Origin of the sequence: Desulfofalx alkaliphila DSM 12257 (assembly GCF_000711975.1) — a bacterium.
GTDB classification, from domain to species: domain Bacteria; phylum Bacillota; class Desulfotomaculia; order Desulfotomaculales; family Desulfohalotomaculaceae; genus Desulfofalx; species Desulfofalx alkaliphila.
In genome coordinates this window covers 1-24,260 of sequence record NZ_JONT01000025.1, presented here as the reverse complement: position 1 = coordinate 24,260, position 24,260 = coordinate 1, and the positions used below count along the sequence as shown (strand labels likewise).

Annotated in this window: 26 protein-coding genes, 2 pseudogenes and 1 riboswitch; of the genes and pseudogenes, 12 read left to right on the top strand and 16 right to left on the bottom strand. The window is 38.0% G+C overall.

The genetic code is table 11. The features are described from left to right. Positions 1–248 precede the first annotated feature (248 nt). A pseudogene (locus BR02_RS0111130) lies at positions 249–1,505 on the top strand (YeiH family protein); the annotation flags it as partial. Positions 1,506–1,546: 41 nt separating this feature from the next. Here BR02_RS0111130 and BR02_RS0111125 read toward each other — a convergent pair. The 4 genes from BR02_RS0111125 to BR02_RS0111110 all read right to left on the bottom strand — a co-directional run bounded on the left by BR02_RS0111125 (position 1,547) and on the right by BR02_RS0111110 (position 4,806). Then, positions 1,547–1,915 (bottom strand): hypothetical protein, encoded by a 369-nt coding sequence (locus BR02_RS0111125; protein ID WP_031517106.1) that lies wholly within the window; start codon positions 1,913–1,915, stop codon positions 1,547–1,549. An 895-nt stretch (positions 1,916–2,810) separates the two neighbouring features. Next, a complete protein-coding gene (locus tag BR02_RS15490) occupies positions 2,811–2,984 on the bottom strand; it encodes a hypothetical protein (RefSeq protein WP_157834968.1) in 174 nt (57 codons plus the stop codon). Between the two features lie 50 nt (positions 2,985–3,034). After that, positions 3,035–3,118: riboswitch (cyclic di-GMP riboswitch) on the bottom strand. Between the two features lie 96 nt (positions 3,119–3,214). Beyond that, positions 3,215–3,868, bottom strand: coding sequence for a flagellar brake protein (locus BR02_RS0111115; protein WP_031517104.1), 654 nt, complete (start codon positions 3,866–3,868; stop codon positions 3,215–3,217). Between the two features lie 284 nt (positions 3,869–4,152). Continuing rightward, positions 4,153–4,806, bottom strand: a complete 654-nt coding sequence (locus BR02_RS0111110) for a flagellar brake protein (protein WP_031517102.1) — start codon at positions 4,804–4,806, stop codon at positions 4,153–4,155. A gap of 262 nt (positions 4,807–5,068) precedes the next feature. Between BR02_RS0111110 and BR02_RS0111105 the strand changes: the two genes are divergently transcribed. The 3 genes from BR02_RS0111105 (at position 5,069) to BR02_RS0111095 (ending at position 8,328) form a co-directional block, all read left to right on the top strand. After that, positions 5,069–5,755 carry a response regulator transcription factor gene (locus BR02_RS0111105; protein ID WP_031517100.1) on the top strand — a complete coding sequence of 229 codons (687 nt, stop codon included), beginning with the start codon at positions 5,069–5,071 and terminating at the stop codon, positions 5,753–5,755. A 1-nt stretch (position 5,756) separates the two neighbouring features. Continuing rightward, on the top strand, positions 5,757–7,142 hold the full coding sequence (locus BR02_RS0111100) for a sensor histidine kinase (RefSeq protein ID WP_031517098.1): 1,386 nt from the start codon (positions 5,757–5,759) through the stop codon (positions 7,140–7,142). Positions 7,143–7,227: 85 nt separating this feature from the next. Continuing rightward, complete coding sequence (locus tag BR02_RS0111095; protein ID WP_031517096.1) at positions 7,228–8,328, top strand: TolB-like translocation protein; 1,101 nt, start codon at positions 7,228–7,230, stop codon at positions 8,326–8,328. A 54-nt stretch (positions 8,329–8,382) separates the two neighbouring features. Here the strand turns inward: BR02_RS0111095 and BR02_RS0111090 are convergent, their stop codons facing one another. Then, positions 8,383–9,918: a histidine kinase N-terminal 7TM domain-containing diguanylate cyclase gene (locus tag BR02_RS0111090; RefSeq protein ID WP_031517094.1), complete on the bottom strand. Its 1,536-nt coding sequence runs from the start codon at positions 9,916–9,918 to the stop codon at positions 8,383–8,385. A gap of 356 nt (positions 9,919–10,274) precedes the next feature. Here BR02_RS0111090 and BR02_RS0111085 point away from each other — a divergent pair, with 356 nt between their 5' ends. Further along, complete coding sequence (locus BR02_RS0111085) at positions 10,275–10,664, top strand: sigma factor (protein WP_031517091.1); 390 nt, start codon at positions 10,275–10,277, stop codon at positions 10,662–10,664. 7 nt (positions 10,665–10,671) lie between these two features. Here the strand turns inward: BR02_RS0111085 and BR02_RS0111080 are convergent, their stop codons facing one another. The 4 genes from BR02_RS0111080 to BR02_RS0111055 all read right to left on the bottom strand — a co-directional run bounded on the left by BR02_RS0111080 (position 10,672) and on the right by BR02_RS0111055 (position 14,670). Then, entirely contained in the window at positions 10,672–12,165 is a 1,494-nt protein-coding gene (locus BR02_RS0111080; protein WP_031517089.1) for a recombinase family protein, read from the bottom strand. Then, complete coding sequence (locus BR02_RS15485; RefSeq protein WP_157834967.1) at positions 12,138–12,299, bottom strand: hypothetical protein; 162 nt, start codon at positions 12,297–12,299, stop codon at positions 12,138–12,140. Before BR02_RS15485 ends, BR02_RS0111080 begins: the two co-directional genes overlap by 28 nt. Before the next feature lie 684 nt (positions 12,300–12,983). Beyond that, complete coding sequence (locus BR02_RS0111060; protein WP_207641023.1) at positions 12,984–13,955, bottom strand: hypothetical protein; 972 nt, start codon at positions 13,953–13,955, stop codon at positions 12,984–12,986. A 496-nt stretch (positions 13,956–14,451) separates the two neighbouring features. After that, entirely contained in the window at positions 14,452–14,670 is a 219-nt protein-coding gene (locus BR02_RS0111055; protein ID WP_034639297.1) for a helix-turn-helix domain-containing protein, read from the bottom strand. A gap of 141 nt (positions 14,671–14,811) precedes the next feature. Between BR02_RS0111055 and BR02_RS0111050 the strand changes: the two genes are divergently transcribed. Then, positions 14,812–15,117 (top strand): helix-turn-helix domain-containing protein, encoded by a 306-nt coding sequence (locus BR02_RS0111050; protein ID WP_031517083.1) that lies wholly within the window; start codon positions 14,812–14,814, stop codon positions 15,115–15,117. A gap of 144 nt (positions 15,118–15,261) precedes the next feature. On the opposite strand, the gene BR02_RS15765 is transcribed toward BR02_RS0111050, so the two are convergent. Together BR02_RS15765 and BR02_RS0111035 are read right to left on the bottom strand one after the other, a co-directional pair. After that, positions 15,262–15,600 (bottom strand): hypothetical protein, encoded by a 339-nt coding sequence (locus BR02_RS15765; RefSeq protein ID WP_207641022.1) that lies wholly within the window; start codon positions 15,598–15,600, stop codon positions 15,262–15,264. A 659-nt stretch (positions 15,601–16,259) separates the two neighbouring features. Further along, positions 16,260–16,496: a helix-turn-helix domain-containing protein gene (locus BR02_RS0111035; protein ID WP_034639294.1), complete on the bottom strand. Its 237-nt coding sequence runs from the start codon at positions 16,494–16,496 to the stop codon at positions 16,260–16,262. Between the two features lie 142 nt (positions 16,497–16,638). Here BR02_RS0111035 and BR02_RS15150 point away from each other — a divergent pair, with 142 nt between their 5' ends. Beyond that, a complete protein-coding gene (locus tag BR02_RS15150; protein ID WP_031517075.1) occupies positions 16,639–17,298 on the top strand; it encodes a helix-turn-helix domain-containing protein in 660 nt (219 codons plus the stop codon). Positions 17,299–17,730: 432 nt separating this feature from the next. On the opposite strand, the gene istB is transcribed toward BR02_RS15150, so the two are convergent. Further along, entirely contained in the window at positions 17,731–18,483 is a 753-nt protein-coding gene (gene istB, locus BR02_RS0111025) for an IS21-like element helper ATPase IstB (RefSeq protein WP_031517073.1), read from the bottom strand. After that, complete coding sequence (istA, locus tag BR02_RS0111020) at positions 18,480–19,955, bottom strand: IS21 family transposase (RefSeq protein WP_031517071.1); 1,476 nt, start codon at positions 19,953–19,955, stop codon at positions 18,480–18,482. The genes istB and istA overlap by 4 nt, the downstream gene beginning before the upstream one ends. A gap of 205 nt (positions 19,956–20,160) precedes the next feature. On the opposite strand from istA, the gene BR02_RS15910 reads away from it, so the two are divergent. The 4 genes from BR02_RS15910 to BR02_RS0111000 all read left to right on the top strand — a co-directional run bounded on the left by BR02_RS15910 (position 20,161) and on the right by BR02_RS0111000 (position 21,908). Next, positions 20,161–20,685, top strand: a complete 525-nt coding sequence (locus BR02_RS15910; protein WP_031517069.1) for a DUF6232 family protein — start codon at positions 20,161–20,163, stop codon at positions 20,683–20,685. After that, positions 20,675–20,986 carry a hypothetical protein gene (locus tag BR02_RS0111010; protein ID WP_031517067.1) on the top strand — a complete coding sequence of 104 codons (312 nt, stop codon included), beginning with the start codon at positions 20,675–20,677 and terminating at the stop codon, positions 20,984–20,986. Before BR02_RS15910 ends, BR02_RS0111010 begins: the two co-directional genes overlap by 11 nt. A 213-nt stretch (positions 20,987–21,199) precedes the next feature. Beyond that, positions 21,200–21,511 carry an ImmA/IrrE family metallo-endopeptidase gene (locus BR02_RS0111005; RefSeq protein ID WP_031517065.1) on the top strand — a complete coding sequence of 104 codons (312 nt, stop codon included), beginning with the start codon at positions 21,200–21,202 and terminating at the stop codon, positions 21,509–21,511. Next, the gene (locus BR02_RS0111000; protein WP_031517062.1) at positions 21,504–21,908 is read left to right on the top strand and encodes a helix-turn-helix domain-containing protein; all 405 of its coding nucleotides are present in this window, start codon (positions 21,504–21,506) and stop codon (positions 21,906–21,908) included. Before BR02_RS0111005 ends, BR02_RS0111000 begins: the two co-directional genes overlap by 8 nt. 83 nt (positions 21,909–21,991) lie before the next feature. On the opposite strand, the gene BR02_RS0110995 is transcribed toward BR02_RS0111000, so the two are convergent. From BR02_RS0110995 to BR02_RS0110980, 3 genes are all read right to left on the bottom strand, one after another. After that, complete coding sequence (locus BR02_RS0110995; protein WP_031517060.1) at positions 21,992–22,243, bottom strand: type II toxin-antitoxin system RelE family toxin; 252 nt, start codon at positions 22,241–22,243, stop codon at positions 21,992–21,994. Continuing rightward, on the bottom strand, positions 22,240–22,551 hold the full coding sequence (locus BR02_RS0110990; RefSeq protein ID WP_207641021.1) for a hypothetical protein: 312 nt from the start codon (positions 22,549–22,551) through the stop codon (positions 22,240–22,242). The genes BR02_RS0110995 and BR02_RS0110990 overlap by 4 nt, the downstream gene beginning before the upstream one ends. Before the next feature lie 656 nt (positions 22,552–23,207). Next, positions 23,208–23,618 carry a hypothetical protein gene (locus tag BR02_RS0110980; RefSeq protein WP_031517054.1) on the bottom strand — a complete coding sequence of 137 codons (411 nt, stop codon included), beginning with the start codon at positions 23,616–23,618 and terminating at the stop codon, positions 23,208–23,210. 427 nt (positions 23,619–24,045) lie between these two features. On the opposite strand from BR02_RS0110980, the pseudogene BR02_RS14445 reads away from it, so the two are divergent. After that, a pseudogene (locus BR02_RS14445) lies at positions 24,046–24,260 on the top strand (IS21 family transposase); the annotation flags it as partial.

The following is a 24,260-nucleotide window of genomic DNA, read 5'->3' as shown; positions in this document are numbered from 1 at the left end:
TATTGATGACAGTGTGGTTCATTTGGCGGCTGAAGAGGCCGGTATCTAACTACTGGTTGGTGATTGCCAACCGGTTTTTCTATTTATTTTGGCTCTTTTTCCTAATTGTTTCAGCTGCTAAAACATCGTGCAAATGTGAAAAATCCTTGGAACAAAATCTAATTTAATTTGCAATTGTTGCACATTGGACCGGAAAATGTGCTGATATATTGTGAAAATGAGGTGCTGGTTTAATTTGCAAGTTCACAGGCTTGGTATTAGTGTCAATTTTGCTGTTTAAAATGGGAAGTTCCATTAAACCGGTGGCTGTAAAGATACCAAACTGGTCAGAATTCAGTACTGTGACTGCCGCTTTGCAGGAAGGGTTTGGCTCTATAGTGCTTTTGTTTTTGCTATTTATGGGGCTTTTCTCTCTTGCAGTAAAAATTATGGGGCATAAATTAAGTGAGTTTGTTCCCGGATTTATGGTTATTTTTCTGATGAGTATTGTTGTATCAATTTTCGGTGCATGGGAGTGGGCTATTAAATATAACCTGGAAGCTCCTCTGGTTGCCCTCGGCGTTGGTATGATCATCAGTAATACTATGAATATTCCCAAATGGTTTGAATCTGCCCTAAGAACAGAATTCTATGTAAAAGTAGGTATTGTGTTATTAGGTGCAACATTACCCTTTACTTTAATTATGCAAAGCGGTCCCATAGCCTTTGGACAAGCTACAGTGATTGCTGTAGCAACTTTCCTGGCTATCTATTGGTCTGGCACAAAATTATTTAAGTTAGATAGGCGATTTGCTTCTACTTTGGCTGCCGGTGGTTCTATTTGCGGTGTAACGGCATCCATTGCCATCAGTGGTTCTGTAAAAGCAGATCAAAAACACGTATCAGTATCTATTTCCTTAGTGGTAGTTTGGGCTGTGGTAATGATTTATGCCTTGCCCATATTAATTAAGTTATTTGGCATTCCGGAAGGTCCTGCCGGTGCTTGGATTGGCACATCGGAATTTGCTGATGCAGCAGGGATTGCTGCTGCAGCTGCCATTGGCGACGGAGCTATTACCACCTTTACTTTAATGAAAGTAGTAGGTCGTGATATGTTTGTGGGCATTTGGTGTTTCCTACTGGCCCTAATTTCCATTACCAAGTGGGAAAAAAGGGAAGATGGAACCAAGCCTGATGCAAGCGAAATATGGCATAGATTCCCTAAATTTGTTTTTGGTTTCTTTTTAGCATCAGCCCTTGTTACCATGGTACTTGCCGGTGCAGATGCTGCAACTACTGCTGCTGTAAACACAGATATTATTGCACCCATTAAAACCCTTAGAACTTGGGCCTTTATATTCTGTTTCCTAGCCATTGGATTAACTACTCGTTTTAAAGAATTAACTTCAGTGGGATGGAGACCTTTTGCAGCCTTTACAACCGGTGTACTAATAAACGTACCCCTAGGCTACATTATGTCGGTAGTACTACTGGGTAGCTATTGGATTGCTGTTGCTGCCAAGTAATTTTTAAAGGGTACCTGAAGAAAAACTCAGGTACCCTTTTTTTATAACATTCCCCACTTTCGTTCGTATTCTACTTTTAATATGAACTCATCATCGTTAAAGCCATTTTCCTTTAATAACTTCAGTGCATCGTTAAAATCAAAGGAATTGGTTTCCATGATTATTTTATCTTTTTTACCTGTAATGGCCCAGTTACTGTGGGCATCTAAAAGCAGTTCCATCATGGTAGCAATTCTATCCAAACGTTCTGTTAAAAAGCTGTTTAGTTCCCTTACTGCCTCAGGCATTACTTTATCGGCCTTTACAATATTATCTAAAGGCGCTTGCTCACCAGGGGACCATTCCCTTTTCTCAAAAAAATTAAAAAAGAAGCGTACTATTTGGACGCAGGTTATATTATTTGCTTTCATGACTATTACCCCTTAATTGTTTTATATACTACACATACTATTATAATAACCATTAGTAAATTAAACAACATATACAACAACAGCTAACCCCAGCCCTTAAGAGCTTGATTGCTCCTAAGGTGTGTCCCAGACACTTAAAAAAGGATACTAAAAAGCCGTCAGCGTCCTTGTCCTTTACTTCGAAAATCCTATAGTTTTCCCTGCTCATCTTCACAATAGATATCCACATTGAAGATCCTATTTGCTTTTCTGTCTCTAAAACATTCAAAGTAAATCCCAGTTTTTCATTTATGTAATCAATATTATTTGCCAACCAGGTGGTAAAGTCTGCCGCTTCATGTTACCATATTTCTCTGATATTTACATAATCAAGCCGGCTTATTTTCAATTTATGCCCCCCTAACTTGCTTAGGATTCACAATACAATTGGTTTTTTTATACCAAATACACATAAAAACTCCTCTTCCCCATACCACCCCTGCCGCCGGTATTATACCCAAAAGAAAAAGCCCCGTGAAAGAGCTTAAATTGCTTGCTCTCCCACGGGGCTTGTTGTCGGTTGTTCGCTATGGTTGTTGATAGGTTAGACGAAAAACAGGATTAGATATACTTATCTTATCCTTCACTTTGATCGCTATCGCTGCCCTCGCCACCATTGTTGTTGTCTCCATTTTCACCGTTACTTCCTTCGGTAACGGTAAAGGTAAATGCTCTTCACTAAATACATTGCTGGGTTATCTGTCTCATATACTTATTGTTACAGATACTTAATCACCATCAAATTATGCTGGTATTTTCTATGTCAACACCGGTTTTAAATTCCCCCTTATGGGGATTTTATCACCGTTTTTAATACTCGTTGGGCTTTACTTTCGATATTATTAATTGCTTATGGCTATTTGACTTCAATTTGTTCAATACCCTTGGTTTTAATCACCATAATTCTCTCACATTTGTTACATTTAATTTCTATGTTGTTGCCCTTAATTACGCACAGTAATTTGTTACATACACACCTCTGCTGCTCAGATTGATAATCATTTAACCCATTAAATAATTGTTTGTCCATATAGATACAACGTCCTTCCTGGCGCTAATTTAAAAACCGCACAGGTAAATGGCCTGCACGGTGGGTTGCACTACTAACTCAATACAGCTCAAGTGCCCAAATACAAACTGTACTTCATCGTTCCCGTAAAATAAAATGAATTTTTAGTATGTACTATATTTCTATCAAACATGTAGATTTCCTGCTAATTATGTACATATTTTTCCAGCAAATATCGACATAACCTTTTATTAATAGACTTTTGCCTTTTTTTCAACTATTTTTTTATAAATGTATCTTAATAATTGCGATTTTATTTGGTTTGTAATGTTTTCAAACTTGATTCCCACGTGATAAATATTGTCATAAAAATCTATCTTCTTACAGTGGGTTGCCCGGGCTTTTATAAGTATTGCCTTTGGAATCTGATTGGTAGGTAGTGTGAAAACAACTAACAGCGGCGTGTTTGCCTTTATTTCTTCCATAACCAGCATTTTCATGCCACCACCGCTTAAATCCACCGTAGTGGCATCTTTAAATTGTATTAAGTTACAACCGTAGTAGGAATATTTAACATCCAGCGCGATTGGTAGACGTGCTTGTTTTCTTTTGTCAACGCGTCTCATTTTTCGGAAGTAAGGCAGGTGATAGTATTTATCTTTGCAATCTGTTACCCAAGTATCCAATTGAAAACAATAATTATCTATTTTTACCCTTACTTGTACCCGATCTCCTTTACTTAGTGCCAAAGGCATCTTAATATATGGTGACTGCTGATAAGGTAGCGTTATGCTCATGATCCCCTCTCGGATATCTTTGACGGTTGAGATACACCAGGTGGCTCCCCCATCCCTTGATATATCTATTGGCATACCGACAGTAATTATCTTTTGTTCTATAGACAATGCACCTCCTATTTTATTGATATTAAAAATAAAAAGGGCAATACAGAAAAACTTGTGCCTGTATTACCTCTAAATGGGCTTTACTTAACTATAATAGTTTGGCCTTTATAATATTTAATATTTGGTTAATTATTATACCACAGTTGTGCCATACCACAACACTGCTTTATTATTAATTGCCGATGAGGGGCAGACTTAAGTAAAAATAAAGCCGTGCAGGTTATTTACCTGCACGGTGGGTTACACTGCTAAACATACAACTTTCCCGCTAATTATGTATATTTTTAGTAGACTTTTGCCTTTCGCATTTCAATCATTTTATTAAAAATGTATCTGGCTATTTGCGATTCCAGTTGCTCTGTGATGTCTTCAAATTTAATTCCCACATGATAAAAATCGTCATAATAATCTACCTTCTTACAATGTGTCACCCGTCCTTTGATTGCTATAGTATTTGGATTCTCTTTGGTAGGCAATTTAAAAGCGACCAATATCTGCGTGTTTGGTTTAATCCCTTCAACAACAAGCAGTTTCATGCCACCACAGCTTAAATCTATGGTAGTGGCATTTCTAAAGTGTATTAAGTTGCTGCCATAGCAGGAATATCTAACATACAGCCTGATTGGTAAGCGTATGTTTTTTCTTCTTTTAACACGTTCTAGCTTTTTAGGGTAAGTCAGATGGTAGTATTTATCTTTGCAATCTGCCACCCTAGTTTCGAAGATAAAACAAAAGTTTTCTATTGTTAACCTTACTATCAGCTTATCCCCTTTACTTAGCACCAGCGGTATTTTAATATATGGTGTTTTTTGATAAGGTAACATTATGCTGATAATATCCTCGCATACATCTTTAATGGCTGTGGTAAACCATGTGGTTCCCCCGTCCCTTGATATTTGGATTGGCCTACCTGGGGATATAATTGCCTGTTTTTTCAATTTGAAGCACCTCCCATTATGTTGCTTTTTGGACGTAAAAAAAGCAATACAGTAAAGTTACCTTTATTGTATTGCCTCTGCTCGGGCTTCACATAAATTTAACGGTACTACTTTTTTATCATATGTTTTTTTATTTGTTATAGCAGTGTCTGTTGTATATAACTATAATGCCATGCTTGTATCTTATGTGCAACCTGCATAAACCGGTGATATAATGTAAAAATGGTCGAATATTGTCATAAACCTAGAAGGAGACAGTAATATGCAAAAAATTCTAGTTATAGATGATGAACCTGCCATTCGCGATTTGGTGGAAATGGTGCTGGTCAGAGAAGGTTACCGGGTTGCCACCGCCGCCGACGGTGGCAGTGGTCTGGCGTTGGCAGCCCGCTTTAAGCCCCATTTGGTGGTGCTGGATTTAATGTTGCCGGACATCAGTGGCCATGATGTGTGTAAGGAAATTAGCTCCCGCTACCGCACCCCCATCATAATGCTCACCGCAAAAAATGACGTGGTGGATAAGGTGTTAGGCTTGGAACTGGGGGCAGACGACTATATCACTAAGCCCTTTGACAGCCGGGAACTGCTGGCCCGGGTAAAGGCCCTGCTGCGCCGCTTGGGCGATAAAGCTATGCCAGCCGGCAACAACATTATCACCCACCATAATTTAGAAATAAACTTGACCAATAAGACGGTGACCAAAGACAATAAACCGGTGGCCTTAACTCCCCGGGAATTTCAACTGCTAGCGGTTTTGGCCAGCAACCCCCTGCGGGTTTTTAGTCGGGATGAGTTGATGTCTAAGGCCTGGGGTTATGATTATACCGGTGACAGCCGTTCAGTGGATATTCACATCACCCGGCTGCGCAAAAAAATTGAAGTTGATAGCTCTAAGCCCAGGCACATTATAACTGTATATGGTTTTGGCTATCGGTTTGGGGAGGCATAATATGAATTTTAGTACCCGGTTGATTGTCTATTACCTGGCCGCCACCTTGTTGGTCATGTCGCTGGTGGGCATGGCAGTGTTAAGGGGTATTGAACATTACGGAATGGCCGCAGTGGAGCAGGATTTAATGGAGCAGAGCCGTACCGCTGGTGTTTATGTCACTCAAGTTTTACTGTTAGAGGGCGCAGCAAGCCGGGGGTTAGAAGAAACAGCTTCCCGCATCACTAATAATTTAAGTGCCGGCAACAGAAGCGTACGAATATATGATGCCAACCTTAATTTGTTAAGTGCATCGGTGGACGGTGTAGAGCAAACAGCCGCCGTTACCGAGCAAATGCCCCGGTCATTAAACCATGCATTGGCGGGAGATTACGCCTATCTTATCCGCAACAACCAAGTTTACTTTGCAGCCCCCATTGAGTTACAAGGAAAAACCATCGGAGTGCTGGAATTCGTTTATCCTTTAAATTTTTTAAACCAAGTGTTAAGCGCCACCACCGGTATATTGCTGACCGGGGCTGTGGTTTTTGGTATACTGATTACTTTACTTAGTATTTATATCGCTAGGGTGATGGTCAAACCCATTAAGCAGCTGGTGGCAGCCACTGAGCGTTTTGCCCACCGTGATTTTTATCCTGTCAAAAGCAGCCGCAGCGATGAATTGGGCCGGTTAAGCCGCAGCTTCAATGAAATGGGCAAAGAACTACAAGACTATATTCAACGGCAGCGGCAGTTTGTATCCAATGTATCCCATGAGCTGCGCACCCCCCTCACTGCCATTAAAGGCTATGCAGAATACTTGACTGACGAAGTAAAGGGTCGGCCAGATTTAGAAAAGGCAGTCTATCATTTAAACAATGAATCTGCCCGGTTGGCGAGGCTGGTAGACCAATTACTGCTGCTGTCACGCATCGATGCCGAGCGGGAAGAGTTAGTTTTTTCCCAATTAAATTTAACTGAACTGATAGAAGAAACAGTGGGCAAAATGCAAATGCGGGCAAACAAGCATAGCGTTACCTTAAATACCAACCTACAGCCGGATGTGTGCATTTTAGGCAACAGCGAAAAGCTAACCCAAGTTGTTGTTAATCTTTTGGACAACGCTATTAAGTTTTCTGCCGCCCAAAGCCAGGTGGAGGTCAACCTTTACTGCAAAGATAAATATATTTACTTTACCGTCAGTGACCGGGGGCCTGGGATTCCGCCGGAGGATTTAAAAAAGGTATTTGATCGTTTTTATCGGGCCGCCAATGCCCGGGTGGTGGGCGGAACCGGCTTGGGGCTGGCCATTGCTAAAGAAATAATTGATAAGCACAAGGGTCATATTGAGATAAGCAACCGTCAGGGCGGTGGAACGGTGACCACTGTAAAACTGTTACAACATTGAAACATTGTTGTAGTGGCTTTGAAACAGTTGCAAGATATAATTTGTTTATATAAGATAAAAAGTCACTGCAAGGAGGTATTATTTAATGAAAAAAATAATTGGTTTATTGTTGGTCGGTGCCATGGTGCTGGGTATGGTGGGTTGCGGTGAAAAGCCCAACCGGGAAGATGAAGTAAAGATACTTCCCAAACCCCAAGAACAGGTAATGGCTGTGGAAAGTATCGAAGAACTACATAAGGGTAGAGCATGGGATATTTCTTCCGACGGCAAAACACTTCTTTTTTCCTGGGATGAAGATGTGCCTGAAAGTGACTCCCCCGGTGAAATGGCTCCGTCCCATCATCTTTACACCATGAATCTGGCAGACAAAACAGTGGTCAAACTAAGCAATGCAGAAATGGGCAAACATCAGGGTTTTGCCCGCTATTCCCCTGACGGCAAAACCATTGCTTTTACGGAAAACACCGAAGAAATGTTTACACCCTATGTAATGGCTAATGAGGTGATGGGTGAAAAAAAACAACTTCAATCAGCAAGTTTTCCTCTGGCAACGGCCTACCTTTGCTGGTCATCGGAAGGTGAATTGGCAGTACCCTATTACGATGGGCAAAGCGGTGAAATTTTTTTATATAACCCCCAAAACAACAAATTTTCTAACATCACTGCCAAGGGTGACCGTAATTTAAAGACAAGGCCATTATTTTATAACAAGGATACTTTAATGTATCTCAGTAATAATGATAAGAACCATCCCATGGGAACAGTTATTGCCCTAAACCTTAATTCCGGTAAAGAAAAAGAAGTGGTAGAAGCCATTAATAATTTTGCAATATCACCCAACAAACAGCGCATAGCCTATATATCGGGTCAAACTGATGACGGAAAAAGTATTATTAAAGTTGATGCCATAGACAGTGAGCTTAATATTGGTGCCAATCTGGTGGAAGTAAATGCGGGGTACGGTGTGCTTTTGGCCTGGTCGCCGGACAGCGGACACCTTTTATATAGCGACAGCGGTAGTCTTTGGGCAGTTAACCCCGAAACCGGTGATAAGGTACAGTTAGCTTCTGATATGCAGTTTATTTTAAATTTACTATGGGTAAATGAAAAAGAAATTGTTTTTAGCGGTGTGCCCACAGGAAGTGATAGCTATAAAAACATAACCTACCGTATAACACTACAGTAAGTACAAAATAAGATGCTATTTTTAGAAACCCACCTTGTTTTTGCAAGGTGGGTTTTACTCCATAGTGGCAACACAATTACGTCCTTTTGCTTTTCCCTTGTACAGGGCATCATCTGCCTCTTTTAAAACATCTTCAATATTTTTTTTATTGCTAATGCCGCCAGATATTGCCGCTACTCCGATGCTTACAGTAAAACTAATTTCCTGCTTCCCGTAAATCACTTTTGTATTAGCCACAGTCTTCCGAAACTGCTCAGCCACCTTTTTTGCTTCCTGAAAAGATGTATTTTTTAAAATTACGGCAAATTCTTCCCCCCCTAAACGCCCGGCAATATCTGTTTTGCGAAAACCAGTCATTATTATCTTTCCCATTTTACGAATCACTTCATCTCCTGCCGCATGTCCAAAGGTATCGTTGATAGCTTTAAAACAATCCAGATCCATCATTAATAAAGATAATTCCTCATTATGTCTTTTGGCCCAAACAAACTCCCTTTGAGCCAACCTCATAAATTCTGTCCGGTTATAGAGACCGCTTAAAGAGTCTGTAGTAGCTAAAATCTTTAATTTTTCCTGAATCTTTTTCTTTTCCGTAATATCACGGATAGATTTAAGCATCCTCTTGCTTCTAACATGAGGATTACCCAACTGCACCACGTCAATCTCAAAAAATCGTTCTTTTCCATCGATAAGCAAAGAAAAATCCCTGGTAGTATCACTTTTTAAAATTTCCAACAGCTCCGGTTGTCGGTTAAAAATATGCTCTAAAGAATAATTATTTAAAGAAATGTTGAGCGCACCAAAAAACTTCTTCGCCGCCTTGTTGTAGTCTACTATCTTTAGATCTTCTAAGATCAGCATAGCGGCAATATGGTTTTCAAAAATTGTTTCTCTGACTAACGTTCTTATTTCCATAAAATCGTATTTTAAAATGCCATAACTTATAATGAGCAAAGAAATGGGCATTATCAAAGCAGTATAATCAATGTTCCACTTATCGAAAGCAAAAAGAATCAGCATGATCCCCATGATGGGAAGTAGGGAAGCTAGAAAGAAAATAAAAAAATGGGTTCTGGCGTAGCTGGTCTGATTCTTTTGGTATCCAAAGTATAAAATGTAAATAGCAAAAAACAAACACAATACTGTATATGAAATGTTAACATAGTACCAAAAACCTCTTTCCATGTAGAGGGAATAATACCCAAAAAGCTCTCTTATCTCCCAAGATTTATAAAAGAAATGATGCCAAGAATTGGTTAGCCGCATAATAAAAGTAATTACAGGTACGAAAAATAGTAAGATCAACATCCGCTTTTTCAGGATATATTTATTATATAAGAGGGCCACCATCAGCCAAAGCGCAGAAATAAAGGGCAAGCCCAGATATTGAATCTGATTCCAAAAGATCATTTCTTGCAGATTACTGCTGTTGATAATCATTAAATAGCCAAATAAATAAACGCTAACACATAAAGTTAAGGCAGAGAATACCTTCCGGTGGTTAGTTCTACCCTTTGAATAAAGATATGCGGCCGAAAACTGGGTTAATACAACCGCAATAAATAGGTAAAGGCTAAGTAAGATTTTCAAGGAAAGCACCTCTAAGATTGAATATTTTTATAGTTTGACTATTTGGAAAACTTATGTCGAAAATTGATATTGTAAAATTCAACCCATATAGATACTTTTCCTTCTTTTTTGTAATTTTTCCTTATTACTATAACAAGGCACAGTAACGGAATTTTTAAACCCCTGCTCCCAAGGTTTGCTTGGTTAATTAGATATGCCTTTTTCTATACAAAGGATTGGTATTCAAGTAAATTAAGCCATGAGTTTATGTTACAATTCCGGATGATTGGTACTTAATACCTTACTTAACCCATCACACTTAAACAACCTATCCCATACACTGTATTGTTATCAATATAGTTATTGGAGGGTTGTTAATGCTGCCAGGTCTTTGGACCATCACTGTACTCTCCGTCTTAAACGGCCTGTTATTGCTGATATCTTTCATTGCCAGCAACACCTTTCCCCAACCCCTTTCTGAATCGGAGGAAGCCAAGTATCTCCTTCTCTTAGAAAAAGGCGATGAAAAAGCGCAAGATATATTAATTGAGCACAATCTCCGGCTGGTGGCGCATATCGCAAAAAAATTTGACGGCGACAACGATATGGATGATCTGATATCAATTGGTACCATAGGGTTAATAAAGGCCATTAAAACCTTTAACCGCCACAAAGGCACCCGCTTAGCCACTTACGCCGCACGCTGTATTGAAAATGAAATGCCGCTGACAAGAGTAAAGCGGTATTTCCTTCCTATATATAACTAGCTAATCTTCATCCTTTTCTTTCTAAAGTGCCTTCGGCTTGTTCGGGAATTTTAGCTAGCACTGTCACTTTAATAAATTTTAGTCCATTTCTTCCGGGAACTCCTCGGCCAGAAACAACTACCTGTTTAATCAAAGCCCTTACTAATGAGATTTTTTCAGAAAAATCTAGTTCATCTAGTTTGTCTAGAACTGCTCGTGAAATTTCCTTAAGTTCCGCAACCCTCTCAAATGAGTCTTGCTGTTGTTTTTGTAAAAGTACAAGCTCTTCTTTTCGATTTTCCAACTTCTCTTGACGACGTTTCAGCTCTGCCAATTTTTCTTTAATATCATCTACTTCAATTAACCCATTAGCTACTAAATTAATAACCGATTTTTGTCCTTTATTTACATCTTCAAGATGTTTATTGATAGCATTAATCTGTTCATTAAGGTTCTCTTGTCCAGCTAAATGGCCTACTGCTTCCTGTGCTAAGCGTTCGGGGTCTTTTAGCCACACTTGTACCTGGTTCCAAACGGTATTTTCCAGAACCTCAGCCAGTATCATTTTAATTGGGCGACATCCCTCATTTTTATAACCTTGGCAGCTCTTATTGCAGGTATATCTTCTTTCTCTTTTCCCCCACCAACTTGCGTAAACCCCGGTCATGGTGTTACCACAATCAGCACAGGTTAGTAAACCCGATAATAGATAACCATGCTTTTTTTTGCCGGCATATAACCTGCGGGCTTCTTTGAGCTTTTCCTGTGCCTTTCTATATACATCCTCAGTGATAATATTAGGCACCTCTATGATGATATCTTTGTATTTCCACTGGCCAATATATACCGTATTCGATAGAATTTGTTTTACTACCTGCCGATGCCACTTTGCAACCCCCCGCCGTGTAGGTATTCCGCGTTCATTTAGGCGTTTCGCAATACCATTTGCACCAATATCTTCACTAATGAACCAATTGAACATATCACAAACAGTTTTTCTTTCCTGTTCTTTATGCGTAACTTTTCCCGTCTCAGGACTATAGTTATAGCCAAAGACGTCAAAATTTACCGGTATACCACCTTGCTTAGCCTTTTGGTCCTTGCCTCTGCCCATTCTGTCCTTAATTTTTTCCCGTTCAAACTCAGCAATTGCTCCACGAATAGAGTAAAACAGACGTCCTTCCGGGGTATCTTTCCACTCGAAGTCTAAAAACTCTAGTTTCACACCTGTTTTTTCTAATTCTTCTGTGATAAGTAATTGGTGTGCTAATTTACGAGATAGACGATCCGGGTCACGGACTATAAGCACTTGAAATCGTCCATCCCTAGCCGCTTCCCTCATTTTTGTAAGGCCTGGCCGTTCTAAAATGGTCCCAGAGATACCTTCATCAGAAAAAGTTAGTATTTCTTTAGCACCTAAAAAACGAGCACGGCTACAGCAAGCCTCGCGTTGGTCAGCTAAACTGTAGCCATGTTTTGCCTGGTCATCTGTACTTACCCGGATATAGATTGCCGCTTGCAAAAAGACAACCTCCGTTCCAGCACCTTTTTGGATAGAAGTTTATAGGCATCGTTAAGGCCATTTCCTTCTTTAGAATACTGAACGGTCAGACTTACCAAAGGCTTCTTTGTTTCTTGTTGAGGTTTGCTTTTCATAGATAAATCCCTCCCCGTTATAATATATGTACCCACAGTTTGTACATTTGCTAAATTTGTTGTTGGTTCTCTAAAAAAAGAAAATCGCCGATAATTATCGACGATCTTAATTGTTATATTTCATTTTAAAAAGCCCCGCATTTGACCTATGCGGGGCTTTTAAGGGAGGTGTTTTCCGCAGCCCACCGACCTCCCAATCCGGTAGGCGTCCTTAAAAATAAAAAAATTGTAGTAAAGCTATTAACAGTAAAAGCTAATAATCTTTTCATTAATTATCACACTCCTTATATATATCTACCGTTGACAAAATGGAAGTTATTGATGATAATATAAGTGGGAATACTAATAACTAACAAAACGGCTTGGGTGCCTCACATACCGAGGTTTTCATCTTAAACCCTTAAACTGTTGGAAGCAGTTTAAGGGTTTTTAACTACTTACGACGGTCGGTGATTAACACTACTAGGGTGATAAGTAGGATGATAGCTATTACAATCTGTATTGCGTTACTTATGGTAATCATCCCGCCTCACCCCCTTTCATGGATGTTTCCATCCCCGGCAGGTGAGGCCCGTTAGTTAGTTATGTATTCCCGGTTATTATTTTACCACATTTTTCTACATTAAACATCCTGATAGATCCTAATTTCACCTCCATCTTCAATTTGTATATTAACCCCCCTATCTAGTAGCCGTTTACCGCACTTAACTTTTGTCTATCTTCTATATTTATTACGCCACCGCCTTTTCCTTTCTTGCCGTTTCTTGATCTATTACCCCAGCTAGTTGATTGTTTTTCTATTGCATTAGCCTGGGCTATCCAACTCTTAACTTTTTTACGCACTTCTGTACTATTTAATTCTGATAGTGTTGGTTTGTCAGGTGCTTTTGACATTGAGAGCGTTTGTTCTGTAAAATCCTCTTTTAATAATTGCAGCTCTGACGGATTAATTATTTTGCTAGTATTATTTGCTATACTCTCAGTGGTGGTTTCTAAACTTACATAACCTGCCTGATTTATAGCTTGTCTCGCTTTTATGTAAGCCAACGCAAAATCATTATTATCTAATGCCTTTCTTAAGTCTAAAATTGTATAGCCGGGTACTCCAGCTAAGCTTGCTCGTGCTATCCTATGTTCATAATTAGCAATTCTTTTAGCCTTTAAAGGTGTTAGTTTCTCGACATCAACTTGGGCAATCATTGGCACTGGATGTATTATCTGTTTTGCTTCGGGTATATATCTAAAACACATATGTTTTTCCGCTAACTCATCAACTTCCTTTGCGGTATTTATTAATGCAAGTATTTGTATGGCTTTAGTGGTTGTTATCTTATTACTTTTAGTGATACTCCTCAATAAAGTAACAGCTAATGTTTGTAAAGAGTAATACTTTTCTATTCCGTCAAAGTATGCACGACGTAGTAATGTTAAAATCTCGGGGTCTGATAGGGCTCTTCTGGCAACTAGATAGTATGGAGTACGCTGTTTTCTAAAATTACGCACGTTTTCCCTTATTTGTGTTCTTCGTTTTTCTAAATTATCGCGTTTACGAAGGACTTTTTCTATTTTATAGCTTTCATGATCGTATCGTTTTAAGCCTTTTTCTACAGCACTTGACGAAACGCCTATCAACCTCGCAATATCAACCGGTTTCATGCGACAATAATAGTAAGCATTTATATATTTATCCAAAATGTCCGTTTTTTGATTACACCCTACATTGCACACCTTTCCCCACATCCTTCCGTTCCGCACACTTCGCCGAACCTTAATAAATATATTTTTACTGTTTTTTGCTAAAAACATCTGTCATAAAGCGGGCTTCATCGGAATATATTCCTCCACCCCTCCATCCCTCATTAACATACTTCTAAATTTTTACAACGAGGTAATTTGTGGTATTTTCTCTAGTTCTATCGTCCTACTTATATTGCATTTTTTTCAGCGTTGACAACCCTAGTCTCTTACCTATCTCTACATCGTTCACTTCTCAATCTTTTAACTAATTAATTAACTTAGTATTTAAGCGGCATGTAATGAATATCGACAGGTTATAACACAGTTTTCAAAGTCAGTGTGATAAGCTTTTTAGATAGGCATCTTTCACAAATAAAAACACTAACCAGCCCGGTGTGTGTTATAAGGAAATGGGTTAGCCCGCCTTATTGGGCGGTTCTTCTTCTAGTAACTCTGATATGGTTACACCCAAGGCGGTTGCGATTTTACGTAAAGTCTCAATTCCTGGATTGTTTAAAATGCCTTTTTCAATACGTGATATTGAAGACTGCGTAACCTTGGAAACCTCTTCAAGATGTTGCTGAGACCAGTTTTTAGATTCACGCAATTTTTGGATTTTTTCACCTAACCTCATTCGCATCACCACCTATGATTTTCCCTATAACTATTCTATGCATTTACGCATTGTTTGTCAATGCGTTTTTGCATAGTAATTGTAAAAAAATATACTGTATAATGCAAATAAGCATATTTTTATATAAGGGATGATTTTAAAATGGATCTCGGCCTAAAAATTAAGACCGTACGTACTCAACAGAATATAAGCATGAACATGCTTGCCAAGCGTGCTGATATTGCTCAAAGTACATTAAGCCGCATTGAGTCTGGTCAACAGATGCCAACATTCGATGTTCTTGAGAGGATTGTTTCCGCCCTAGGCATCACCCTCTCTGACTTCTTCGCCAACAACCAGGAACCGGAACCACTGCCACCTGAAGTTAAGCAGGTGTGCGATAAAGTAAAGCAACTCCCGTTAGACAAATTAAAGGTACTTAATGCTGTGCTTGATTCTTGGGACTAATTACATGATGTCTGATTAATACACGATGTGGTCTGCCCTAAATAATGCACTCCACTGATTATTATGGAGTTGAATTATGAAAAAATTTGTTTTCAACTATTTATTATTAATAATTATCAACTTATTCTTTTGGTATTTATATAGTTACATAACAGCAGCACACAATAATAGCATTGCATCTTTTATTGTTAGGGTAATTTGGATTATAGTTGTTTTTAAAATATTGCCGATAATTTTCCCTGGTTTTAATACCCTTTTAGAACAGGTTGAACATACAATCAAAAAATACGCCCAACACCCAGTCGCTATAATAATAAATAAATGGTTATCATTGAAAAATATATTACTAATAGTCTTTGTTTTTTCTGCATTTATTTTCGCCCCATATATTACCGCTAAAGTCATATTGTATTTTAATATTCCTATGAGCGAAGGGTTTACTACAGCTTTGCTATGGTCGCTTAATTTAATCGCTAACCACATCCTGTGGTTCTTAGTTGTGCCATCAATTGTGGTATCAGTTTACTTATATAAGTTAGCAACTAGATATTTAGCTAGGAGAACTTCTCTGTTATTAAAATACAAGAATAGAACTAGTAAAAAGTTTTATGTTATTGTTCTTTTAATAGTTTTCATTGAGGAGATTATTCTTCTGGTTTTGATATCACTTAATTTGAGAAATTAAATTTTTATATATTTCAACTATCCCCTCAGATGCATGAATAAGTAGGTTAATATAGCTAGAAACTACAACATAACCTGTTATCAATAATGAACAAAACACAATATCTGTCGATATTTTTTTGCATATAACAATACCTTTATAAGTAATTTTTCTACCCATATATTCACCTTGCTCTGTTCATATACAGATCTATTTATAACTTATAGGCTTAGATAGCTTCCCGCGACCGGCACTGGCCGGTTTCGCCTGGTTACCAACCAGGCTCATCAGGTAGGGATGTTTTTAACGCCTCTTTAGAGATTCTCATTTTCTTCCTCCCAATTAGCCAGTTTTTTCAAGGATTATTTTTATACCTCACCAGTCAAATTTCATAAGTGTACGACAGGTTATAACAGGATTTTCAGCACCAGTATGATAAACTTTTTAGATAGGCAATTTTTATAAATAAAAGCATAGTCTAAATAGCCTGGAGTGAGTCATTCTGTTCTTCCTCCTGCTCTTTTTCTTTGAGCAATTCTGAAATAGTTACATTAAGGGCAATGGCAATTTTTTGTACTGTTTGTAAACCCGGGTTACGTTCACCCTTTTCAATATAATGAACAGCTGATTGTGGTATTTTAGCTTTTTGAGCTAATTTATTCTGAGATAAGTTTCGCTGTTTGCGAAACCTCTTTAAGTTTGATGCTAGACCCATACTAAACCCTCCATATTGAATAACTTTATATAATATTATACCTATGGAGATAGGCAAGTCAACCCTATAAGGATAATTTTTGTTATAATTTTCATGTTATAATCTTTATAAAGATAAATAATAGGTCAAAGGATTGAGCTTTATGGATATAGGTAAAAGAATTTGTCAATTAAGAGAACAACAAGGTTTAAGTAAAAATAAGTTGGCAAAGCGTTCAGAGGTTGCTCAATCTCATTTAAGCAACATTGAAAACGGGCACCGCCAGCCAACATTTGATGTTATAGAACGGATTTGTAAAGGTTTAGGAATAACGATTCCTGAGTTTTTTAATATAGACTATCAACCCAATTCCTTGTCGAGTGACTTGCATTCATTGATAAATAAGACCGAGGGTTTGCGACCTTCTCAACAAAACACCATAAAAAATATTTTATCTATTGCTAGTAATGTAGCTGAAGATTATAAATTGTTTAATCAGTTAAATGACAACAAGCCCAAAAGCAACTGCTCTAATAAGTCTTTCATTGAAATCTTAGACTTACTTGATAGAAAAGACACCCCGCTATCAGTTGGCGGCCATCCACTTTCCATGGAAGATAGGATAGCAATACTCGAATTTCTAAGAGACAGGGTACTACCGGATGAAGAGGCTGCTGCCGGTGATAGATCTGACATGGTTATAGCTGCTAGTTACCAAGGAGATCGCTTTACTCAAGACCCCACCCCTGAAGATCTGGAAGACATCGAAAACGCAATAAAATTTGCAGAAGATCAAGAGCAGAATAAAAAGAGAAAAAAGTAAAACCACCCAGTAACAACGGGTGGTTTTGGTGTATTCAGGTATTTCGACATTATATTGCAATAAACTCACGGGAACACCTCATCAAAACAATTAGTAAGTAACTAAAACTTTAAATATATTGTAGCCATCTATTAAGATGGTTTTTCTAGTTTTTAGGACAATGTTAGTTATTGCCAGTATTTACAGTTTATTTCTTATTCTCATGGGGCATGTGTGAATGTCAATGAAAAAGTTTACCGCCTGACATTGAATTTCTTTACCACTTTGGCGGTGAATTTGTTTACCAGTTCAGAGGTTTTGACATTCAATTAGTTTACCATCTTTGACACCCAAAAAGTTTACCAGTTGACACTGAAAAGGTTTACCACTTTGTTTCTAAGAAAGGGGAACACTAGTGGAATATAGCATTCCCCAGCTAAAATATTATTGATTTCAATCGGATACCTTAGCGGCATGTTCCGCCCTGTAGGGATTATCAGAGTTCATGTTTAATACATGGGATCTGAAAGTAAGTCTATCAATTAGTGCTGTAACCATTGTATGATTCTCAAACATGGATGTCCACTCTGAAAATCTTAGGTTAGTCGATACAATGACGCTTCTTCTTTCAGCACGGTCAGCAACGACTTTAAACAATAATTCAGACTGATGCCGGTTGAAAGTTAAGTAGCTAAGTTCATCTATGATTAAAAGATCTGCCTTTGCAATCTGCTTTTCAAGACGAATTAATCTATGGTTATCCTGGGCCTCAATTAGTTGATTCGACAGATTAGCAGCAGTATAAAATTTAACATTCATGCCCTGCATGCAGGCCTTTATGCCGAGGGCTATGGAAAGATGGGTTTTGCCTGTACCGGGGTTACCTATCATAACGATATTCTGTCTTTTGCTGATGAAATTGCATGAAGCAAGCTCATGTACAAAGGAGTTATCCATATGTTCGAACCTTGACAAGTCTAGTTCATCGATGGTCTTTAGGTAAGGAAATCCGGCAGACTTAATCTTTCTTCTGCGTGTACTTTCCTGCCTAGAATCCAGCTCCACTCTCATAAGTGCAATCAGAAAGTCCTCGTAGCCTTGATTTTTATCAAGTTGCCTGATTACATCCAAATATTTGTTAAACATTGGGGTCCTTAGCTGTTTTGAATATAGTTCAATGGTTTGCGCCTTCAGGGTATCTGTCATTTTGACACCCCGCATTTCTCATCATATTTTCTTAAGTCTGTAGCAGTGACAGGTATATCATTCTTAAGGTACAATACATTTGGTTCGGGTATCTCATGGAGATAGCTCCTTATCATATCTACTGAAGGAACTATGTTTCTAGGAAGTTGATCCCGTATGGATAAAATTCTATCTTCACCGTAATCTACACAAAGACGAAGGAGCTTGACCATCTCTGCATTACCCCCTGGAAGTAGACGCCCCCAATCAAGCAGCTCTTTTGTAACATTAGTCCTAACGGGCTTTGCCTGAAATACGGAGCGTGGTTTTCTCTCAAGCAAATCTATGTAGTGTTCAAGACGATAAGTTGTCTTCCCTGAGCCATAAAGCCGATCAAAAGAGGCAATAATTTCCCCGTTGTAGTAGATGCAGACCTCATTGGCATAACCCTTGACTATTACACTCTTTCTTAAATATCTGACAGGTACCGAATAATTATTTTTTTCAAAACGCACGGTTGAATAATCCCCAACTATAGGAGTTATGGTCCGACTGGTGTCAAAGCGAAATACCGGAATCGGCCTTAGGAAGTATAGTTCCTGTTCATAGGCTTCTTTTACACTTTGAGAGCGAGATTCAATCTTATGCGTGTTCCGATAGTTTAGACAATCTTTTAGGAGACTTTGATTAAGCTCATAAAGACTGGATACACGAGGCACCGGCACCATGAAATTTCTTCTGGCATAACCAACGAGGTTTTCAACTAAGCCTTTTTCATTCCCACTGGCAATATTGCAGAAGTCTGTTTTAAAGGCATAATGAGCTGCAAATGATTTGTATCCATCAGTGGCCTTCGCGTGACGCCCGAAACCTTCCCGTACAGCAACTTTGGCATTATCAAAGATTAGACGCTTCGGAATGCCTCTAAAGTAGTCAAACATAGTCTGTTGCGCCTCAAGAAAGCTCTCAAGATTCTGGGAGTAGTATGCTTGGACAAAGATATCGCATGAGCTACATAATCTACCACAGAAAAAATTGATTTTGGTCTTTTGGTTATTGATATATACAGTAGCTTCACCCCAATCAATCTGGATAGCATCGCCTGGATCATAATCTAAAGGAATATCAGCATATTTGGGTACCATATGCTCTGCCTTAAGATTTCTTACAGCTACACGAACAGCAGAATATGAACCACTAAAGGCTTTTTCACTAACAAGCCTATCATAAATCCGTTTAGCTGTATGTTTTTGCTTGGTGAGATTTTCTGCTTCGTCCTGATGAAAGCAGCTAAGTATAAAGGATTTAACATCTTCTGTGATAACATCGGGCTGCCGGGTATATACTTTCCTAACATCAGGGTGTGTATTGCCTTCGCAGTATTTTTTTACGGTCTGGCGCGATATGCCTAGTCTTGTTGCAATCGACCGCATGGATTCTCCTTCGGTATAGAGGGTACGAATCTTTGAGTATAGATCCACTTCAATAATCACACCTTTCATCTCCTTGTAAGAAAATTAGTTAATATAATCTTACAGGAATTTATTTTAAGGTGGTAAACTTTTTCGCTGTCATTTCATATTGAAGTGGTTAACTTTCATTATGTCATTTACAGGCATGGGGGTGATAAATATTTATCTAGATACTTAATAGCAAGTATTTTATAATCTAAATAGCATGAGGGTAGGTGTATATATTATGTTTAATGATAATTTCTCCGAGCAAAATAAAGTTCTTGATAATGCAGTCTTAGATATACAACGCAATGTATTTAGAACTAAGGAATCCCTAGTACAAATATCAAACATATCAAGAATATGGGTTGGTAAAGTGATTGGTAAACCATATTCCATATTTTATTTCATCCTAGTGTTAGCCGGTCTATTATTTTTTGCTTCTTCTATTCCATTTTTGATGGTCGTAGGGCTAGGTTGTATGGGTATTGGCGGATATTTTATTTATGAAGTATATAAGTTTAATAAAGAGAACAAATATGCTTTACACATAGAAATGAATTCCGGTGGCCGCTTTATTTTAACTGCCGATAATATGGATTTTTTGAATAAAGCTGCTTCGCATGTTACTCATACAATTAATGAATATGGTTTAGAGGGAAAACAAGTAAATAATTATCATATTGACTTTAGTAATCAGACCATCAAAAATGAAAGCGGTGTTGTGAATACCGGTTCTGTTGGCGGGGATATCTCTAATGAAAAATAATTACATCGTTAATAATAACGGAGTTGTCAATACTGGTCAGATTGGAGGATCAGTAATTAATGTTTCATCCAATGCAATAGATTGGACAGGTCTTACCAAAGACCTTGAGAAGTTTTTAGTTGAGTGTGACGACAAAGAGCTCCGTAAGGTTGCTGCTGAAATGTTAAATAACGTTCAAGCTAAGAAATTGAACGATACTAAGCAATCTGCAAAAAGTTTTAAAGAAAAAGGCCTGGATTTAGCCAAACATCTGGGCTTAAATATCTTATCAGGCTTCATTGTGCATGTATTGGCTCAATGAAGCGGTCTGGCCCAACTTCCAATGCCCGTTCACTTAAGTGAACAATAATTTAATAACGCTAACTTTATCTATAAATTATGCTACAAGACACCAGTTTGAAAAAATTACAGATGATTGCAGCCAATTATGGCATCCCTATATATTATTACCCCTTTAGAAACGCAAACCAGAGCGGTCTATATGTAAAAAAAACAAACTGGTGATGCCTACATATTGTTAAATCCTAAACTATTAAATGACCCCATAATGCACCGATGCGTCTTGGCAGAAGAACTTGGCCATCATATTACTAACGCGGCGTCTACTTTATTGACTGAGAACGGTAATTCACAGAACAAAATACAAAAACTATTAGATGAATATAGAGCAATAGTTTGGGCCACTAATTTTCTGGTTCCACATGATGAGTTTACAAAAATATGTAAACTCTTATCGGATGATGAATTGGCAGATTACTTTATGGTTACCAGTGACTATATACGATACAGACGTTTAATTAAGAAGGAGTTGGTAATTAGTGAGTAATAAGGAGCTAAATGATATCGGTGTGGTTATAGGTCAAAAAATAAAGGAATTAAGGCTATCCCAAGGGCTGTCTATGACCCGTTTGGCTAATATCGCTGGAACTTCCCAATCATATATTGGAGATCTTGAAAGAGCAAGAAAAAGCGTTACTGTTAAAATGTTGTATAACATCTGTAATGCTCTTGGTGTTACTCTTGAAAAATTTATTAACGATATTGAGTCTCTAATACCTGCTGAACTAGATTTTGAACAAGAAGAATCGGCAGAATACAATAGGATCTGCTCTTTAGGCAAAAAGCTAACTCATCAAGAATTAAATATCGTAGTTCAACTAATGGAACAGTTGCTTAAAAACAGAGCAGAATTTAATACCGATGTGGTTTCACATAATGAGTGAACTTACCCTCCGATATTCTGAGAGGCATTTACGGCAAATTAATCGAGAAAGCCAAACATTAGGCTCTTATTTTCACCCACCTTTTACCGATAAGCTTCCCGCCGATGGAGTACTCGCAGGGCATAAATTGTCATTCCGCCTTCATTAATTCGCATAATAACTCGGTAGTCACCTGAGCGCAAACGCCACAGATCCACCTCTCCTTTAAGCTTTTTTAAATCTACAGCTTGAGGGTTAATTAACATTCTATCAAGAGCCGACCTTATGCGACGCTGGGTGTCAGGGTCAAGTTTTAGTAAATCCTTTTCTGCCCGACGGGTAAACTCTAGCCTCATACGCCTCTGTCCAACCCTTTTTTAACAACTTCCCACGGCTTCACACGACCAGCTTTAATATCTTCTTCCGCTTCCCTGATAGCTGCCTTGTCTTGAGCTGTTAATGGTTCACTGGTTTCATTTGGGTTATTTAATAGTTCTTCCCAAGCGTCATTGTTTTTAATAGCATTCTCAAGTAAAAACTCTAAATATCGTTTTGCTGCTAAAAATTCCTTGTCAGGCAGTTTATCAATAAGTGCATATAAATCTTTCTTACTAGCCATTTGAAAAAACACCTCGCTAAAAAATATTGTTAAATTTACAGCCAAAAATTAATCAATGTCGGCAGTAAAACGTGTCCTGTTCTTAATTATATCCTGCATTGGCATCACCGCTCCCACCTCCAGTATACTATTATGTAAATAGTGTTGCAATTAACATTTTGGATATTGCTGGAAATATAAAAGTGCAATGCTAAAATAAAAATACCAACCCCTGCTGAATTTCTTAAACAACAGGGGTTCTTTGGCTGTGAGCAATTATTTAAACATTAATTTGGTGTAGATCTTCTATGTGGCTTTACTCATCTAGCATAGCTGAATTAATTTTGCTTCTTGCTTTTTAATCCTGGTTCCTATCAATCCGGAACCTTTTTATCAGACAACCAAATTAAATAACAGATAATAACAAATGTTAAACCTTAAACTGTAGCAAAAGTTTAAGAGTTTTCTAATAATTATTGTGCTAATTAGTTATTTATAAATTGTACTAGGCTTAAATCTTACTGTTAAAATATTCTTTACTTACCTGTAGTTGCTTTTTTAAAATTATTTCCCAGAGATTCCTTTTTATCTCACCAGTACCCCTAGATACCTTTGTCCTCTTGATGGTTCCATCTGGCATAACCTTACGATAAAAATAATGATCAGTGCTTTTGTACAATTCCCAGTCGTCACTTTCACAGAATCTTTTAAGGTCTTTCCAGCTAGGCAATCAGATTAATTACCCCTTCAAGATCATCCTGTACTAAGATAGCCATTACATAAGGAAAATGCGGTTGACGATTTGGGGAATGGTAATAAAGGTTAAAATCATTAAAGTATTCCTGGGCATATTCTTTTAATTCTTCTGCTAAGGCCTTGCAAGCTAATTCTTGGTTTGGTGCATTTACAACTATGTCAAAATTAATTAATGTTGCTGTAATTGAACCATCATTTTCTTCAAGGTATTGGGCTTCAATTCTATAACCTTTAAGGATTGTCTGAATATGATTTATGGACAGAGCGATAAAATAATCCCTGTTGCGTTTAACTACTTTTGGCTTTTCTCTTACAACGGTATCAATAAAACGTCCCCATTCTTTACGAACATCAGTAGCATTTAATATATCCTGCATTAGCATCACCCTCCCACCTCCAGTATACTATTATGTACATAGTGTATGCAACGTACATTTTAGATATTACTAGAAATAGAAAAAGTCAATGCTAAAACAAAGATACTAACACCTACTGAATCCCGTGAAGAGTAATATTTTTAGGAGGATGACATAAGGATTTTTTAGCATACCGCGTTGTCAACAGTATATGCCAGGATCGCGACTATAATCTATATACCAATCCACTACTTCTCCACGGTTATGACCTAATATTTTACTTACTTCAATCTTAGCTGCTTCCTTTATCTGTTTTTGGTAATATAAAAGTACCGAGAATGGCAGCGTAAAATTCCATAGTAGCAAAAAAGAAGGAGTCACCGCATAGCATCCCTAAAATAAGCCTCTAAGCGACAAAGTAAGGAGGCGGATTAAAGGAGTGCTAACAGTGACTCAGATAGAGTATATCAAACATTTGCGGGAAAATGAAGGTGCATCAATTAGTGAAATAGCAACTAGGGTAAAATGTTGTTGGAAGACAGCAAAAAAGTATGCTGATGGTGAGATAAATTTACAAACAAGAGGAAAACGCAGGCGTAAACAACGGGTTATGGACGGCTATGAAGAGTGGATAGAGGCTTGGCTAGTAGAAGATCAAAGGAT